16 protein-coding genes and 1 tRNA gene are annotated in these 16204 nt (G+C 64.4%); 8 read left to right on the top strand and 9 right to left on the bottom strand.

The window, feature by feature from the left end; genetic code table 11:
- The first annotated feature begins 70 nt into the window (after positions 1-70).
- Positions 71-1594 (top strand): SpoVR family protein, encoded by a 1524-nt coding sequence (locus tag PSEMAI1_RS0113630; protein ID WP_024303414.1) that lies wholly within the window; start codon positions 71-73, stop codon positions 1592-1594.
- Between the two features lie 91 nt (positions 1595-1685).
- Here PSEMAI1_RS0113630 and dapB read toward each other — a convergent pair whose 3' ends face one another.
- Positions 1686-2492 (bottom strand): 4-hydroxy-tetrahydrodipicolinate reductase, encoded by an 807-nt coding sequence (gene dapB / locus PSEMAI1_RS0113625; RefSeq protein WP_024303413.1) that lies wholly within the window; start codon positions 2490-2492, stop codon positions 1686-1688.
- Positions 2489-2875: an outer membrane protein assembly factor BamE gene (locus PSEMAI1_RS0113620; RefSeq protein WP_024303412.1), complete on the bottom strand. Its 387-nt coding sequence runs from the start codon at positions 2873-2875 to the stop codon at positions 2489-2491. The genes dapB and PSEMAI1_RS0113620 overlap by 4 nt, the downstream gene beginning before the upstream one ends.
- A 95-nt stretch (positions 2876-2970) precedes the next feature.
- On the opposite strand from PSEMAI1_RS0113620, the gene fur reads away from it, so the two are divergent.
- The 3 genes from fur to PSEMAI1_RS0113605 are packed head-to-tail and all read left to right on the top strand — an operon-like array spanning position 2971 to position 4817.
- The gene (fur, locus tag PSEMAI1_RS0113615) at positions 2971-3396 is read left to right on the top strand and encodes a ferric iron uptake transcriptional regulator (protein WP_024303411.1); all 426 of its coding nucleotides are present in this window, start codon (positions 2971-2973) and stop codon (positions 3394-3396) included.
- A 7-nt stretch (positions 3397-3403) separates the two neighbouring features.
- The gene (aat, locus tag PSEMAI1_RS0113610) at positions 3404-4105 is read left to right on the top strand and encodes a leucyl/phenylalanyl-tRNA--protein transferase (protein ID WP_024303410.1); all 702 of its coding nucleotides are present in this window, start codon (positions 3404-3406) and stop codon (positions 4103-4105) included.
- Positions 4092-4817, top strand: coding sequence for an arginyltransferase (locus PSEMAI1_RS0113605; protein ID WP_024303409.1), 726 nt, complete (start codon positions 4092-4094; stop codon positions 4815-4817). Before aat ends, PSEMAI1_RS0113605 begins: the two co-directional genes overlap by 14 nt.
- A gap of 52 nt (positions 4818-4869) precedes the next feature.
- Here the strand turns inward: PSEMAI1_RS0113605 and PSEMAI1_RS0113600 are convergent, their stop codons facing one another.
- The 7 genes from PSEMAI1_RS0113600 to rluC all read right to left on the bottom strand — a co-directional run bounded on the left by PSEMAI1_RS0113600 (position 4870) and on the right by rluC (position 10238).
- Entirely contained in the window at positions 4870-5337 is a 468-nt protein-coding gene (locus PSEMAI1_RS0113600; protein WP_024303408.1) for a glycine zipper 2TM domain-containing protein, read from the bottom strand.
- Positions 5338-5375: 38 nt separating this feature from the next.
- Positions 5376-6398 carry a quinone-dependent dihydroorotate dehydrogenase gene (locus PSEMAI1_RS0113595; RefSeq protein WP_024303407.1) on the bottom strand — a complete coding sequence of 341 codons (1023 nt, stop codon included), beginning with the start codon at positions 6396-6398 and terminating at the stop codon, positions 5376-5378.
- A 132-nt stretch (positions 6399-6530) separates the two neighbouring features.
- On the bottom strand, positions 6531-7340 hold the full coding sequence (motD, locus tag PSEMAI1_RS0113590; protein WP_024303406.1) for a flagellar motor protein MotD: 810 nt from the start codon (positions 7338-7340) through the stop codon (positions 6531-6533).
- A 20-nt stretch (positions 7341-7360) separates the two neighbouring features.
- The gene (locus tag PSEMAI1_RS0113585; protein ID WP_024303405.1) at positions 7361-8299 is read right to left on the bottom strand and encodes a S49 family peptidase; all 939 of its coding nucleotides are present in this window, start codon (positions 8297-8299) and stop codon (positions 7361-7363) included.
- A complete protein-coding gene (locus PSEMAI1_RS0113580; protein ID WP_024303404.1) occupies positions 8289-8678 on the bottom strand; it encodes a Rieske 2Fe-2S domain-containing protein in 390 nt (129 codons plus the stop codon). The genes PSEMAI1_RS0113585 and PSEMAI1_RS0113580 overlap by 11 nt, the downstream gene beginning before the upstream one ends.
- Positions 8654-9313, bottom strand: a complete 660-nt coding sequence (locus PSEMAI1_RS0113575; protein WP_024303403.1) for an HAD-IA family hydrolase — start codon at positions 9311-9313, stop codon at positions 8654-8656. Before PSEMAI1_RS0113575 ends, PSEMAI1_RS0113580 begins: the two co-directional genes overlap by 25 nt.
- Positions 9297-10238, bottom strand: coding sequence for a 23S rRNA pseudouridine(955/2504/2580) synthase RluC (rluC, locus tag PSEMAI1_RS0113570; RefSeq protein ID WP_024303402.1), 942 nt, complete (start codon positions 10236-10238; stop codon positions 9297-9299). Before rluC ends, PSEMAI1_RS0113575 begins: the two co-directional genes overlap by 17 nt.
- Before the next feature lie 525 nt (positions 10239-10763).
- Between rluC and PSEMAI1_RS0113565 the strand changes: the two genes are divergently transcribed.
- From PSEMAI1_RS0113565 to PSEMAI1_RS0113550, 4 genes are all read left to right on the top strand, one after another.
- A complete protein-coding gene (locus PSEMAI1_RS0113565; protein WP_024303401.1) occupies positions 10764-13775 on the top strand; it encodes an Rne/Rng family ribonuclease in 3012 nt (1003 codons plus the stop codon).
- Between the two features lie 83 nt (positions 13776-13858).
- Positions 13859-13934 (top strand) — tRNA-Asn (locus PSEMAI1_RS0113560).
- A 211-nt stretch (positions 13935-14145) separates the two neighbouring features.
- A complete protein-coding gene (locus tag PSEMAI1_RS0113555; protein WP_024303400.1) occupies positions 14146-14973 on the top strand; it encodes a flagellin in 828 nt (275 codons plus the stop codon).
- Between the two features lie 147 nt (positions 14974-15120).
- Positions 15121-16089 carry a hypothetical protein gene (locus PSEMAI1_RS0113550; protein ID WP_024303399.1) on the top strand — a complete coding sequence of 323 codons (969 nt, stop codon included), beginning with the start codon at positions 15121-15123 and terminating at the stop codon, positions 16087-16089.
- The last annotated feature ends 115 nt before the right edge of the window (positions 16090-16204 follow it).

Raw genomic sequence — 16204 nt, 5'->3', positions numbered from 1 at the left:
ACGGCCGTGACGGCTGGTGAGCAGGCCCCTGACGGGCGCCAGGCCAACCCCGACTTTGCGGAGGTGCAGCATGACACCCATTTCGACCGGTTCCGAGTGGACTTTCGACCTGCTCGACGAGTACGAGCGGGCGATACGCGAGATCGCCGTCAATGAGTACGGGCTGGATGTCTATCCGGTGCAACTGGAAGTCATCTCCGCCGAACAGATGATGGATGCCTATTCGTCGGTGGGCATGCCGGTCAACTATCACCACTGGTCTTTCGGCAAGCACTTCGTCTCTACCGAGAAGAGCTACAAGCGCGGTCACATGGGGCTGGCCTACGAGATCGTGATCAACTCCAATCCCTGCATCGCCTACCTCATGGAAGAAAACTCCATGACCATGCAGGCGCTGGTGATCGCCCATGCTGCCTACGGCCATAACTCGTTCTTCAAGGGCAACTACCTGTTCCGCACCTGGACCGACGCTTCGGCCATCGTCGACTACCTGGTGTTTGCCAAGAGCTATATCTCGCGCTGCGAAGAGCGCTACGGCATCGATGCCGTGGAAGAACTGCTCGACTCCTGCCACGCCCTGATGAACTACGGCGTGGACCGCTACAAGCGGCCGCAGAAGCTGTCGCTGGCCAAGGAACAGGCGCGGCAGGAAGAACGCGAGCATTATCTGCAGATGCAGGTCAACGATCTGTGGCGCACCATTCCGCGGCGCGCCAAGAGCGGAGGCGAGCAGGAGCCGGTGCGCTTCCCCGCCGAGCCGCAGGAAAACCTGCTGTACTTCATCGAGAAGTCCGCGCCCTTGCTGGAACCGTGGCAGCGCGAGATCGTGCGCATCGTGCGCAAGATCGCCCAGTATTTCTATCCGCAGCGCCAGACTCAGGTGATGAACGAGGGTTGGGCGACGTTCTGGCACTACACCATCATGAATCGGCTGTTCGAGAAGGGCCTGGTGACCGACGGCGCCATGATGGAGTTCCTGCAGTCGCACACCAACGTGGTGTACCAGCCACCCGTGACCGCACGCTGGTACAACGGCATCAATCCCTATGCGCTCGGCTTCTCGATGTACCAGGACATCAAGCGCATCTGCCAGGAGCCGACGGCGGAGGATAAACTGTGGTTCCCCGACATCGCCGGCAGCAACTGGCAGGAAACGCTCGACTTCGCCATGAAGAATTTCAAGGACGAGAGTTTCGTTTCGCAGTATCTCTCGCCCAAGCTGATCCGCGACTTCCGCTTCTTCGCCATCCGTGACGACGATCGGGAAAGCACGCTGCTGGTGTCGGCGATCCATGACGAGGAAGGCTACCGCGACGTGCGGCAGAAGCTGTCCGAGCAGTACAATCTGGGCTCGCGCGAGCCGAATATCCAGGTCTGGTCGGTCAACGTGCGCGGCGACCGACGCCTGACGCTGCGCCACACCATGCACCGGCGCCGGCCGCTGGAGGCGGGCAGCGCGCACGAGGTGTTGAAGCATGTGGCGCGGCTGTGGGGCTTCGACGTACGGTTGGAGAGCGTCAACGATGCAGGGGAGGTGGAGCAGACTTTCGAGGTCAGGCACCAGCCCGAGCAATTGACGCTGCAGCCGGCGTGATGGGGAGCCGACGAGGAGATAGAGGCGGCCAGCCGGCGGCAAGCCGCGGCGGAGGAAACGAAGGGAGTGGCTTGGCCCCTCCCTTACTGTTTTAACGCAGGCCCAGCACGTCCTGCATGTCGAACAGGCCGGTCGGCTTGGTCGCCAGCCACTTGGCCGCCCGCACGGCGCCGTTGGCGAAGGTGGCGCGGCTGGAGGCCTTGTGGGTGATCTCCACCCGCTCGCCGGTGGTGGCGAACAGCGCGGTGTGATCACCGACCACGTCGCCGGCACGCACCGTGGCAAAACCGATGGTCTTGGCATCGCGCTCGCCGGTCACGCCTTCGCGTCCGTAGACGGCGCATTCCTTCAGGTCGCGGCCGAGCGCGTCGGCGATCACCTCGCCCATGCGCAACGCCGTGCCGGACGGGGCATCCACCTTGTGGCGGTGGTGCGCCTCGATGATTTCGATGTCGTAATCCTCGGCCAGCACCCGCGAGGCGATGTCCAGCAGCTTGAAGGTCAGGTTCACGCCCACGCTGAAGTTCGGCGCGAACACGATGCCGATCTTTTCAGAAGCGAGGCGGATGGCTTCCTTGCCGGCGTCGTCGAAGCCGGTGGTGCCGATGATCAGCTTCACATTGTTGGCGACACAACTGGCCATATAGTGGAGCGTGCCTTCCGGGCGGGTGAAGTCGATGACGACGTCGGCGCCCTGCAGGGCCGCGTCGAAATCGGTGGTGACTTTTATGCCGGTGGCGCGGCCGAGAAACAGGCCGGCATCCTGACCGATGAAATCGGAGCCGGGACGTTCGACTGCGGCGTGCAACTCTACGCCTTCCGTCGCCAGTACCGACTCGATCAGGGTGCGGCCCATGCGGCCGCTGGCTCCTACGATCACTACGTTCATCATGTTCATTGCGCCTTGGTTGCCTGAGCGGGGGCCGAGGCGTCGGCGGGGAGAATTGCACGTTCGGCCGGCAGGGCTTCACCCTCTACCCGGGTCATGGCATCGCCCTCGAAGTAGACGGTCAGCAGCTTGTCTTCTGCCGGTTTCCCCGCGCGCACCAGGCGATACTTGTAATCCCAGCGGTTACCATGGAAGGCATCGGTCAAGAGTGGGGTACCCAGCAGGAACTGGACCTGCTTGTGCGTCATGCCAGGCTTGAGTTTGGCGACGGCATCCTGCGTGACGTAGTTCCCTTGAGGGATGTCCATTTGGTAGGGGGTGAACCAGCTCATCGGGTTCAGAGAACTGCAGCCGGACAGAACGATGGCGGCGGCAATAATCAGGACGCGCATGTGACTCCGCTCAGGTAGAAATTATGGAATGGTAATTAGGCAAAGCCGCAAAAAGGCTTTATCATGGTTTTTGGACCATCTACATTTATATCATGATGAGTAAAGCCAGTCACCTTAAAGATATTGGTCTGAAAGCGACCGGTCCCCGCCTGAAAATTCTGGATCTGTTCGAAACCAGCGAGTCCCGCCACCTGTCGGCCGAAGACGTCTACCGCCGCCTGATCGCCGAGAACATCGACGTGGGTCTTGCCACCATTTACCGTGTTCTGACCCAGTTCGAGCAGGCCGGCATTCTGGTGCGCCATCATTTCGAAACCGGCAAGGCGGTGTACGAGTTGAATGAAGGCGGGCACCACGATCACATGGTGTGTGTCAAGTGCGGCAAGGTCGTGGAGTTCTTCGATCCGGAAATCGAGGCGCTGCAGGATCGTATCGCCCAACAGCACAATTTCCACATCGTCGACCATGCCCTCTACATGTATGGCGAATGCGCCGAGTGCACCGGCAAGAAAAAATCCTGATTGATCCATGGTTCCCTGGCTCAGCCGCGAGCTGGTTTTTCCACGCGCCGAGAGCGCGCTGCTCGAGCCGGACGGTTTGCTGGCCGCCGGCGGGGACCTCTCTCCGCCGCGGCTGGTCCTGGCCTACAGCCAGGGGATTTTCCCTTGGTTTTCGCCGGGGGAGCCGATTCTCTGGTGGTCGCCCTCCGAGCGCATGGTGCTGTTCCCGGTCGAATTGCGCGTCACGCGCTCGCTGGCCAAGACCCTGCGCAATCACCCTTACGAAATCCGTGTCGATACCGCCTTCCGCGAGGTCATGACCGCCTGCGCGGCGCCACGCGACGGTCAGCCGGGGACCTGGATCGGCCCCGGCATGGTGGATGCCTACTGCCGCCTGCACGAGCTGGGGTTGGCCCATTCCTTCGAGACCTGGGAGCAGGGGGTGCTGGTCGGCGGTTTGTACGGCGTGGCGCTGGGGCGCATGTTCTATGGCGAGTCGATGTTCTCCCGTGTCAGCAATGCCTCCAAGCTGGCCTTCGTTCACATGGCCTGGCACCTGCAGGCCTGTGGCTTTGCCATGATCGACTGCCAGATGTACACGCCGCACCTGGCCAGCCTGGGCGCCCGGTGTATACCGCGAGAGCAGTTTCTTGCTACGCTGAAAGAGCAGGTTGCGCTTTCTTCGCCCGAAGGGATGTGGTCATACAGGTACAGCAATGAGTCATCGTGATGCCGGCCCGTTGATGGCCATTCATTTCTATGCCACGGCACCGTATCCGTGCAGCTACATCCCGGACCTGCAGGCCCGCTCCCAAGTGGCGATCCCGGCGGAAGCCATCGACAGCGCGATATACAGTCAGCTGGTGCGGCTGGGGTTCCGCCGTAGCGGCCCTTACACTTACCGCCCCTACTGCGATGGCTGCAAGGCCTGTCAGCCGGTGCGTATCCCAGTGGCGGCCTTCTCGCCCAACCGGGCCCAGCGCCGCGCCTGGAAACGGCACGGTAGCCTGACGGTGGAGCTGCTGCCGCTGGGGTACAGCGAGGAGCATTACGCCTTGTACCGGCGCTACCAGGTGGCCCGGCATGCCGGTGGCGGCATGTCGGAGGACGATTCCGGCCAGTACACCGAATTCATCCTCAAGAGTAACGTGGACAGCTTCCTGGCCGAGTTCCGCCAGGATGGCGTGTTGAAGATGGTCAGCCTGATCGACCGATTGAGCGATGGTCTGTCGGCGGTCTATACCTTCTACGACCCGGATGAGGCCCAGGCCAGCTACGGCGTCTACAATGTGCTGTGGCAGGTGCAGTTGGCCCGTCGGCTGGGTCTGACCTATCTCTATCTGGGTTACTGGATCGAGGGGTGCCGGAAGATGGAGTACAAGTCGGCTTACCGTCCCCTGGAGAAGCTGCAGGACGGGCGATGGATGGCGTTCGACTCATGAGAAAGGGCCCGAAGGGCCCTTTCTCATGGTCTTGCAACCTTGCTACGAGTGCTTACATCGGCGCGACGCGGTCGTAGCCCGCACCGGTAAGGACGCGTACGCGCTGACCCACCGCAAAGGGGATGTCCGCTTCTTGCACGATGGACAGCATGCGGCCGGAGCGGTCGAGCTTGACGGTGATTTCCAGTGCATTCTTGGTGCCGAGGCTGCGCTGGGCGGCCTGGGTGCCGAAGCCGCCGGCAAGTGCGCCGGCAATGGTACCCGCCGCGGCGCCACGACCGTGACCGATGGTGCTGCCGGCTATGCCACCCAGCGCGGCGCCACCGAGGGTGAGCAGCTCGTTGTTGTCGCCTTCCATCAGAACGTTCCGAACCGAAACCACTGTGCCGAATTCCACGCTCTGCGCCTGGCGCATCTGGCCCTTGGAGTAGACGGCGGCTGAATCCGAAGTGGCGCAGCCGGCCAGTGTGCCGGTGATGGCGGCACCGACGACGAGAGTCCGCAGAACGGTTTTCAGCATGTTCATTTCCTTCCTATGGCTAAAGCGCCAGTGTCGGGTCAGCTTCGGTTTTTCAATGCCTGCAGCACCTCGCCGACCAGGCCCGGGCCGCGATAGATCAGTCCGCTGTAGAGCTGCACCAGCGTCGCGCCGGCGTCCATCTTTTCGGCGGCGTCCTCACCGGAGTCGATGCCTCCCACTCCTATGATAGGCAGGGCGCCGTCGAGTTCCTTGGCCAGCTTGCGGATCAGCAGGGTGGAGCGCTCGCGCACGGGGGCGCCGGAGAGGCCGCCCGCTTCGCCGGCCAGCGGGTGGCCGGCGATCTCGCTGCGCGACAGCGTGGTATTGGTGGCGATGACACCGTCGATCTTGTGCTCGGTGAGCAGGCGGGCGATGGCCGCGATCTGCTCGTCGTCCAGGTCCGGGGCGATCTTCACCGCCAGCGGCACGTAGCGGCCATGCTTGTCGGCCAGTTCCTGCTGGCGCAGCTTGAGGCTTGCGAGCAGGGCCGACAACTCGTCCGCCTGCTGCAGTTGGCGCAGGTTCTTGGTGTTGGGCGAGGAGATGTTGACGGTGATGTAGCTGGAGTAGGCGTAGACCTTGTCGAGGCAGGCAAGATAGTCGTCGACCGCGGCTTCGATCGGCGTGGTGGCGTTCTTGCCGATATTGATGCCGAGAATGCCCTTGAAGCGGCAGTTGCGCACGTTCTCGAGCAGCGCATCGACGCCCAGGTTGTTGAACCCCATGCGATTGATGATGCCCTGGTATTCCGGCACGCGGAACAGCCGCGGCTTGGGGTTGCCGGCCTGCGGGCGGGGGGTGACGGTGCCGATTTCCAGGAAGCCGAAGCCCAGCCCGGCCAGGGCGTCGATGTGTTCCCCGTTCTTGTCGAGACCCGCCGCCAGTCCCACCGGGTTGGGGAAGGTCAGCCCCATGGCCTGTACCGGCAGCCGAACGGTGCTCTGTCCCAGAATGCTGTCGAGATGGAGCTGGTGCGCCTTGTCGAGCAGCTTCAGGGTGGTTTCGTGGGCGGTTTCTGCGTCTAGCTTGAACAGAAGAGGGCGCAGAAGCGAGTAGAGCATGCGGGTCTCCGGGTAGAAAAATGTCCGGATTATAACCGGGCGGGCGAGTTTGGCCGAAGCCTTATGCGATTTGCCGGGGGGGGCGTGGAGCTGGATGCTCATGGGCGGCTCTCGCGCAAATCGTCGTGTGGCTCAAGGAGGGGGCGGCGTGGCAGCCTTGTCGAGCGATTCCACCGCCAATGGCGCGCTGTCTTCTGCCGTGACCGCGCGTACCGTGATCGATACCCGGCGGTTGCGGGCGCGCCCGTCCTCGCTGGCGTTGTCGGCGACGGGAAGGTTTTCGGCGCGACCGACCGCCACCAGGCGTTCCGGGGCGATGCCGTTCTCGACGAACAGCCGGACCACACTGCCTGCCCGCGCCGCCGACAGTTCCCAGTTGGACGGGAAGAAGGTGTTGCGGATCGGGGTGTTGTCGGTGAAACCTTCCACGCTGATCGGGTTGTCGACCTGGGACAGCACTTTCGCCATCTGCGACAGCACCTGCAGCGACTGGGGCGAGGGTTGCGCCTGGGCGACGGGGAACAGGGCGCTGTCGCGAATCTCGATGGTCACGCCCTTGGGGCTCTGCGAAATCTTGACTTGGCCACCCTTGACCAGCGGTTCCATGACCTTCTGCAGATCGTTGGCCAGGCTGCCGAGCTTGCTTTGCTCCTTGGCTTGCAGCTCGCCCTTGACCGCCTTGGCGATCGGCTTGCTCTGCGCCACCTCGATCATGGTGTTGGCACCGCCGGTGGGGGGTGTGGTCTGCAGGCTGATCGCCGTGCCGGTGCGGAAGGCATCGACGATGGCGCTGGACAGCACCCGGTACTTCCCTTCGTTGACCGAGGAGATGGCGTACATCACCACGAAGAAGGCGAACAGCAGGGTGATGAAGTCGGCGTAGGAAACCAGCCAGCGTTCATGGTTTTCGTGTTCGTCTTCGCTGCGTCGTCGGCGTGCCATCGTGTCTGTCTACTCGCTGATCAGAAAAGGCGGGGGTCGAACAGGCTCTTGAGCCCGCTGCTGAACTCGACGCCAAGGCGGCGCGCGAAACGGCTGGGGAAGGTGTCCTCGGGCGTGAAGTCGACGGTTCTTTCCGATTTGATGACATCGCGGGCGACCGTGCGTACCGTGCCGTAGCCGTCGGCCAGCCCCAGCGGGATGCTCTTGGTGCCCAGCCAGATCAGGCCGCTGAACAGCTCTGGGTCGTTGTGCAGGCGCTTGCCCCGGCCGGTTTTCACCGCCGAGATGAATTGCTGGTGGATGTCGTCCAAGAGTTGCTGGCGGATGGCTTCCTGCTTGGGGTTGAGCGGTGAGAACGGGTCGCCCATCGCCTTGTTTTCGCCGGAGGTGCGCAGGCGGCGCTCGACACCCAGCTTTTCCATCACGCCGGTGAAGCCGAAGCCGTCCGACAGCACGCCGATCGAGCCGATGATGCTGGCCTTGTCGACGAAGATCTTGTCCGCGGCGGCGGCGATGTAATAGCAGCCAGATGCGCACACTTCCTCGACCACGACGTAGAGCGGGATGGACGGGTGCAGTTTCTTCTGGCGGCGGATCTCGTCGTAGACCATGCCCGACAGCACTGGGCTGCCGCCGGGGCTGTTGGCCTGGATGATGATGCCGCGGGTGTTCTTGTCGTCATAGGCGTCGTTCAGGCCGGCGATCAGCTTTTCGGCGGTATCGTTGTCGCTGTCGATGATGCCCTTGAGCTGCAGCGTGGCGGTGTGCCCGTCGCCGATCAGCCGCTCGCCCGCCGTATCGTCCTTGGCGAAGAACAGGCCGAAGACGACGGCGGCGATGATGATGAGCCAGGCCAGCCGGAAGAAGATTTTCCACTGGCGGGCGCGGCGCTGCTCGACCAGCGAGGCCATCGCCAGTTTTTCCAGCAGCTCGCGCTCCCATTGCGGGTTATCGTTCACCGTTTCTCTCCATGTCACCGCATGCGGTGGCGGTTATGCAATACACCTGGCCGTCGCGTTCCGTGACGGCCACCGGCGTCAGTCGCTGGCCGCGGCAGGGGCCGCCGACGCACAGGCCGTTCTCCGGCAGGTAGAGTGCGCCGTGCATGCTGCACACCAGGTAGTGCCCGGTCAGGTCGAAGACCTCGCCGTCGGTCAGGTCCAGTTCGACGGGGATATGACGACAGCTATTATGGTACGCGAAAACCCGGCCCTGGTAGCGAAAGACCAGCGCACTGAGGCTCTGGCCGTTGGCGTCGGTGATGCCGAAGCGCACCGCCTTGCCGCTATTGACCAGCTCGGCCGACGCGCAGATCAGCCGATCCGCGGTCTCAGCCATTGCAGAAAGCTCCGGAAATCGTCGAACAGGGCCAGGGGCTGGCATTCCATCAGGGCGTCGGCTGGGTGGGCGCCGTAACTGACGCCGACCTTGTGGGTGCCGGCGTTCTGGGCCATCAGCAGGTCGTGCGTGGTGTCGCCCACCATCAAGGTGCGCCGGGGGGCGACGCCGAGCTCGTCGGTCAGTTCCAGCAGCATGGCCGGGTGCGGCTTGGAGTGGCATTCGTCCGCGGTGCGGGTGGCATGGAACACGGCGGATAGCCCGGTTGCGGCCAGCACCCGGTCGAGCCCCTTGCGGCTCTTGCCGGTGGCGACGGCGAGGAACAGGTCGCTCTGCTGCAGTTCGGCCAAACCGTCGACCACGTCTTCGAACAATTCTATCGTGGCGTCCCCGCTCAGGTAATGCCGGCGATAGGCGTCGACCATGTCCGGATAGCGCTCCGCCGGCAGCGTGGGACTGACGCGGCGCAAGGCGTCTTCCAGGCCGAGGCCGATGACGTGACTGGCGGCGCTGCGGTCGGGCACCGGGAGGCCGAGCTCGGCGCAGGCGGCCTGGATCGAAGCGGCGATGTGGGCGGTCGAGTCCATCAGGGTGCCGTCCCAGTCGAAGACGATCAGATCAAACGTTCTGTTCATGCTGCCTCAGGCTGTCGAGAAAGTGGGCCAACTCGGGCGGGAGCGGGGCCTGGAAGTGGAGTTTTTCGCCGGTCAGCGGGTGCGGCAGGCTGAGCGAGGCGGCGTGCAGGAACATGCGGCGCAGCCCGCGCCGGCCCAGCTCGCGGTTGAGCGCGGCGTCGCCGTATTTGTCGTCGCCGGCGATGGGGTGGCCGCTGGCGGCCATGTGTACCCGGATCTGGTGGGTGCGGCCGGTTCTCAGGCGCGCTTCCACCAGGGTGAAGTCGGCGAAGCGTTCCTGGACCTTGAAGATGGTGTGGGCGTCCTGGCCGTGGTCGGCGACGCGCACGCGGCGCTCGCCCTCGGCGTTGGTGAACTTGAACAGCGGCAGCTTGACGTGCTTGTCGTCCTGCCAGCGCCCCACCCCCAGCGCCAGGTAGCGTTTGTCCGGCGTGCTCGAGCGCATCATGTCGTGCAGCTTGAGCAGAGCCGAGCGCTTCTTGGCCAGCATCAACAGGCCGGAGGTTTCCCGGTCGAGGCGGTGCACCAGCTCCAGGAAGCGGTATTCCGGGTAGGCCTTGCGCAACTGTTCGATCACGCCGAACGACAGGCCGCTGCCGCCGTGCACGGCGATGCCGGCCGGCTTGTTGATGACGAGCAGGGCGTTGTCTTCGTAGATGACCGGAAAGGTGCCTGCCGGGGCATCGTTTTCGGGGCGCTCCGCCACGCGCACTGGGGGGAGGCGGATCTGGTCGTCGGGTTGCAAGCGGTAGGCGGCGTCGATGCGGCCCTTGTTCACGCGGACCTCGCCGGAGCGCAGGATGCGGTAGATATGGCTCTTGGGCACGCCTTTGAGCAGGCGCACCAGGAAATTGTCGATGCGCTGGCCGGACTCGGCCTCGCCCACCGTGTAGAAGGTTACAGAGTCTTTGCGAATATCAGTCATTTTGCTTATACTTCTTGCGCCTCTCCGCGTTAGTTTGCCACGCGGCGTTGGCGAATCCGGAAGCAAGGGTCATGGGCTTGGTGCCGATGACGCTGCTGCGGGGAAAGAGTTCGGCCGGCAGGGTGTCCCCCTGACCTGACGCCGGATGAACCGGCCGCAGCCAAAGGTTAAGTCGCTCACCGAAAAGTAGCGATGGTAATGCATTTGGTCGCATAACGCACTCACGAGCATTCCATTCCCTGATGCAAAGCCCGTCAGGGAATCCAGCAGCAAAGTTTGACCCGGCACGAACGCCCCGCCGGCGACATCCATGAAGCCAATGCCAAGGATGCCGCCCGTACGTCACTGTATGACCATGCATCCGCGGGTGTCGTTCGTGTGAGAGAAAATCAGGAAGTCGGCTTGTTAAATTCGTTTTTCATGCTCTTTACACCAATACTTCTTTCGGAAAGCGCCCATTTCTAGCCACTGGGCCGTCAAATACTGGCTGCGTCCTTGCGTGAGTGCCGCGCAGGGAACGTATACATGAAACGTATGCTGTTTAACGCAACGCAAGCCGAAGAGCTGCGCGTTGCCATCGTCGATGGGCAAAAGCTCATCGACCTGGATATCGAGACGGTTGGAAAAGAGCAGCGCAAGGGGAACATCTACAAAGGTGTGATCACCCGCATCGAGCCTTCGCTCGAGGCCTGCTTTGTCGATTACGGTACCGAACGTCACGGTTTCCTGCCCTTCAAAGAAGTTTCCCGTTCCTATTTCCAGAACTATGAAGGTGGTCGCCCGCGCATCCAGGACGTGCTGCGCGAAGGCATGGAGGTGATGGTTCAGGTCGAGAAGGACGAGCGCGGCAACAAGGGCGCGGCCTTGACGACCTACATCAGCCTGGCCGGCCGCTATCTGGTGCTGATGCCCAACAACCCGCGCGGCGGCGGCGTTTCGCGCCGTATCGAGGGTGAGGAGCGCCAGGAACTGAAGGACCTGCTGTCCCAGCTGGAAGTGCCGCAAGGCATGAGCCTGATCGCCCGCACCGCCGGTATCGGCCGCACCTTCGAAGAGCTGCAGTGGGACCTCAACTACCTGCTGCAGCTGTGGCGCGCGATTGAGAGCGCCGCCGGGGCGCAGAGCGGCCCGCTCTTGATCCTGCAGGAAGGCAGCCTGGTCATCCGTGCCATTCGCGACTACTACCATCCGGACATCGGCGAAATCCTCATCGACACCGAGGAAATCTACGAGCAGGCGCGCCAGTTCATGGCGCACGTGATGCCGAACACCATCAACCGGGTCAAGCTGTACCAGGACCAGGTGCCGCTGTTCTCGCGCTTCCAGATCGAACACCAGATCGAAACCGCCTTCTCGCGCAGCGTGCAGCTGCCGTCCGGCGGCGCCATCGTGATCGACCATACCGAGGCGCTGGTGTCGGTGGACGTCAACTCGGCGCGCGCCACCAAGGGTGCCGATATCGAGGAGACGGCGCTCAAGACCAACCTGGAGGCGGCCGAGGAGATCGCCCGCCAGCTGCGTCTGCGCGACCTGGGCGGCCTGATCGTGATCGATTTCATCGACATGGAGATCCAGAAGAACCAGCGCGAGGTCGAGAATCGCCTGCGCGACGTGCTCAAGCACGACCGTGCCCGTGTGCAGATGGGCAAGCTGTCGCGCTTCGGCCTGCTGGAGCTGTCGCGCCAGCGTCTGCAGCCGAGCCTGGGCGAGACCAGCCACGAGCCGTGCCCGCGTTGCCACGGCATCGGCTTCATCCGCGGCACCGAGTCGTCCGCGTTGCACATCCTGCGCATCATCCAGGAAGAGGCGATGAAGGAAAACACCGGGGCGGTGCATGCCCAGGTGCCGGTCGACGTTGCCACCTTCCTGCTCAACGAGAAGCGCGCCGAGATCTATTCGATCGAAGAGCGCCTGGACGTGAGCGTGGTGCTGATTCCGAACATCCACCTGGAAACGCCGCATTACAAGATCGTGCGCGTGCGCCACGACGACATGAGCGAGCTGGGCGATCTGCCGAGCTACAGCCGTGTCGAGATCCAGGAAGAAGAGGGCGTGGCCAACTTCGGCCAAGCCAAGCCCAAGATCGAACGCCAGGAAGCCGCCGTCAAGGGGATCACCCCGCTGCAGCCGGCTCCGGAAGTGGCCACTCCGGCCCCGGTCCAGCCGCAACCTGCCATTGCCGCCCCGGTGCAGGCTCCGGGCCTGATCGAGCGCCTCGTCGGCTGGTTCAAGTCGGTGCTGGCCCCGGTGGAGCCCGCCAAGCCGGCACCGGTGGAAGTCAAGAAGGAGCCGGTGCGCGAGCAGCGCAGCCAGCGTTCCCGTCAGGGGGATCGCCGTCAGGGTCAGGGTCGTCGCGAGCGTGACGAACGTCGTCAGGGCGGTCAGCAGGAAGATCGCCGCCGTCCGGCCGTGCAGGCCGAGGGGCGTCCCGAGGCAGCCCAGGAGGCGCAGGCCCGTCAGGAGCGTGCGCCGCGCCGCGAGCGTGGCGAGCGTGCTGAACGGGGCGAGCGTCGTGAACGTGAGCCGCGTGAACCGCGCGAGGCACGGGAAACGCCGCGTCCGCAGCCGCTGGTAGCGGAAGAGAAGGCTGCTGCCCCGACTCCGCGTCAGCAGGAGCCGCGCCGTCGTCCGACCCCGCAGCCGAGCGAGGTGGAGCAGGTCAAAGAGCCGGTCGAGCAGGCTAACCTCGAAGAGCTGAAAGCGGCCGAAGTACCGGCCGGGGCGGAGGAAGCCGGTGAGACGGCGGAGCGCGGCGAGCGCCGCCGCCGCCGTGGCCGTCGCGATCGCAACCGTCGCGAAGGGATCGAGGCGCAGCGTAGCGGTGCCCTGCAGGAGCCGACCGGGGCCGAGGGAGAGGCGGAAGCCGCTCCGGCACCGGCTGTTGTGGTCGAGGCGGCAGTGACGGAAGCGGTGCCTCAACTGGCCGAGGCGGCGCAAGCGGCTGAGCCGGTGGCCGTGGCCGAAGTGCAGGTGGCCGAGATGGCCGAGCCGGTGAAGGAAGCGGTGCCGGCCGAGGCGGCCGCTGTGGCCGAAGTGGCCAAGGTTGAACCGTTGAAGGTCGAGGAAGCCGTTGTCGAAGCCGTGGAGGCCGTCGCCGAGGCGGTGCTGCCGGCCGTGGCCGAGGAGCCGGCCCAGGTCGTGGCCAGCGCCGTTGTGCCGGCGGCAGAAGAGGTTGTCGTGGCAGAGGCTGCAGAGCCTGCCATTGCCGCCGAGGCGGCGCCGGTAGCCGAGGCTGCTGTGGTGGCCGAAGAGCCGGTCGTGGCGGAGGCCGAACCGATCAAGGAAGCGGTGGCCGAGCCCGTCAAGGAGGTCGTCGCAGAGATGGTGGCGAAGGCTGTCGAGACGATTGTGGAAGCCGAGCCGAAGGCGCTCGACCTTGGCGGCCTGGTGATGGTCAGCACCAAACCGGCCAGCGAACTGCCGCCTCAGCCGCCCATCGAGCCCGTCGTGACGGGGGTTCGCCGCCGCGAGGTGGCGCGCGAAGAGGTGGAGTCCGCCGCCCCGGTGGAACTGGTGCAGGTGGAGACCCGGCACTGAGGGTAGAAAAACACCGCTCGAGGTGACTCGGTGGTGTTGACGAAGGGGGGAGGTTCATATATGATCCTTTCCTCTTCAGATGTTCCCTGATAGCTCAGTTGGTAGAGCGACGGACTGTTAATCCGCAGGTCGCAGGTTCGAGCCCTGCTCGGGGAGCCACAGCATTGCAAAAGGACGCCGGCTGACAAGCCGGCGTCCTTTTTTCATGTCTTGCCGGGAGGCAGGGGGTGTTGGCGTTCCGCCAGGGTGGGGTGGCGGCAAAGTGTGATTTTTCACATCGGGCGGTGTTTAATGTGCCCGGGGATTTGGTCGCTTTGTACTGGTGACGGCGATGACGCCGGTCCCGACTACCCCAAAAGGAGCACCAAACATGCTGAGCCTGCACACCAACGCCGCTTCCCTCTACACCAAGAGCAACCTGAACTCGAGCCAGAGCGCCCTGACCACCGCGATGACCCGCCTGGGTACCGGCTACCGCATCAACTCGGCCATGGACGACGCGGCCGGCCTGCAGATCGCCACCCGTCTGGACGCTCAAAGCCGCGGCATGCAGGCAGCCATGAAGAACACCCAGAACGGCATCAGCATGCTGCAGACCGCCGATGGCGCGCTGGCCGAAGTGTCCAACATCATGCTGCGCATGAAGGACCTCGCTACCGAGGCTGCCAACGCCACTGCTACCGCCGCCGACAAGACCGCTGCCCAGACCGAATTCGCTGCGCTGGGCGCGGAACTGACCAACATCATGAACAACACCAAGTTCGGCGGCGAGGCACTGCTCGCCGGCGGCAAGCTGGCGGCTGCCGTCACTTTCCAGATCGGTTCTTCGGCTGCTGAAACCTACGCCTTCGATGCGTCTGCCCAGATGACCACCTTCGGCACCTCGATGGCTGCCCTGCAGGCCGGCGACCTGACCACCGGCGCCAACGCCGCCATCACCCTGGCCGAAACCGCCTTGAACGACGCGAGCGCCGTCCGTTCCGCCATTGGTGCCGGCGCCAACCGTCTGGATCACGTGTACAACAACCTGGCCAACGTGAACAACAATACCCAGATCGCCAAGAGCCGCATCATGGACACCGACTACGCTGCCGAGACCGCGTCGATGACCACCAAGCAGATGCTGATGCAGGCTGGCACCTCGATGCTGAAGCAGAGCGGCACCATCGGCCAACTGGCCATGTCGCTGATGCAGTAAGGCACAGGCCGTGGTGCAGGATGGGTGGAGCGCAGCGAAACCCATCCACACTCACGATGGGTTACGGCACGGAGTGCCTTCACCCATCCTACCGGGTCCGGGCCAGTCACCTTTGGGTGGCTGGCCTTTTTCGTTGGGAGAACGCTGATGACGGAGCGTATTTCTCCGTTGCCTGCCGTGACGCCGCTGGTGCCGGTGGGACGCAATGCCGCCGCAGGAGGCGGGCGCCAGCCGGTGGCGGGCGAAGTGTTGCGGTTGACCTTGGCCGGGCTGGTCGAGGGGGTGCTCGAATTGCAGGGCGAGGGGGTGACGCTGCGTTTGCCGGCCTGGCCGCTGCCGGGCGAGGCCCCGGCACTGGGCCGCGTGTTGCGTTTGCAGGTGCGGGCGGTGACGCCGCGCCTGGAACTGGCCTGGCTGGATGCGCCCGCAGTGGTTCCTGCCATGGAGGAGGACGGCGAGGCGCCTGCCTGGCAGGTGGATCAGGCGAGCCGGCCACGTTTGATGCCGGAGCGGCCTGATGCGGTGAAGCTGGGGCGGGACTGGCGCGAGGCGTTGCTGGGCCGGCTGGCCGCGAGTGCGGCGCGTTTTCAGCAGGAGACCGGCAGTCATCTGTCCGGCGCCTTGCTGCTGGCCTCGCCGGAGCTGGCGTTGGCCGGAGTGCGGGGACAGGGCCTGGTCGACGTCCCGCTGCCGCTGAACCTGCCGTTGTGGTTGTGGGGTGGCCCGTCCTTGGCGTTGAGCGTGGAGGATGCCTTGGCGGAGCCGGAGGACGAGGCCGACGACACGTTGGACTTGCTGCTGGACGTGACCTTGCCCGACATCGGCCGGGTGCAGTTGCGGCTGCGCCCGCAACGGGAGGGGGTGGTGCTGGTGTTCGTCGCTTCCGCCGCCGGCTGTCGCCGGCTGGAGGCATTGCACGGGCCGATCCGTCAGGCGGTGGAGCGGGCGGGCAGCCGGCTCTTGGCCTGCCATATCGGCGAGCGCGACGTGTTGCCGGGGCTGGCGATCGGCCGGCACGGCGTCAGCCTGCTCGAGGCGCGCCGGGTGTCGGCAACGCTGTTCGTCGTGGCGGCCGAGCTGATGTTGTTGCTCTGTCCGACGGCGGGGCCGGGTTAGGGGGGCGATGGGTTGCGCTGCGCTGCACCCCTCCTACGGTTTTGGTGGAGTTGGGTCTGGGGAGTTGATGGGTTTCGCTGCGCTCCGCCCATCCTACGGTTTTGGTGGAGTTGGG

This window comes from Pseudogulbenkiania sp. MAI-1 (assembly GCF_000527175.1).
Taxonomy (GTDB): Bacteria; Pseudomonadota; Gammaproteobacteria; order Burkholderiales; family Chromobacteriaceae; genus Pseudogulbenkiania.
This window is presented reverse-complemented; position numbering and strand designations above follow the sequence as displayed.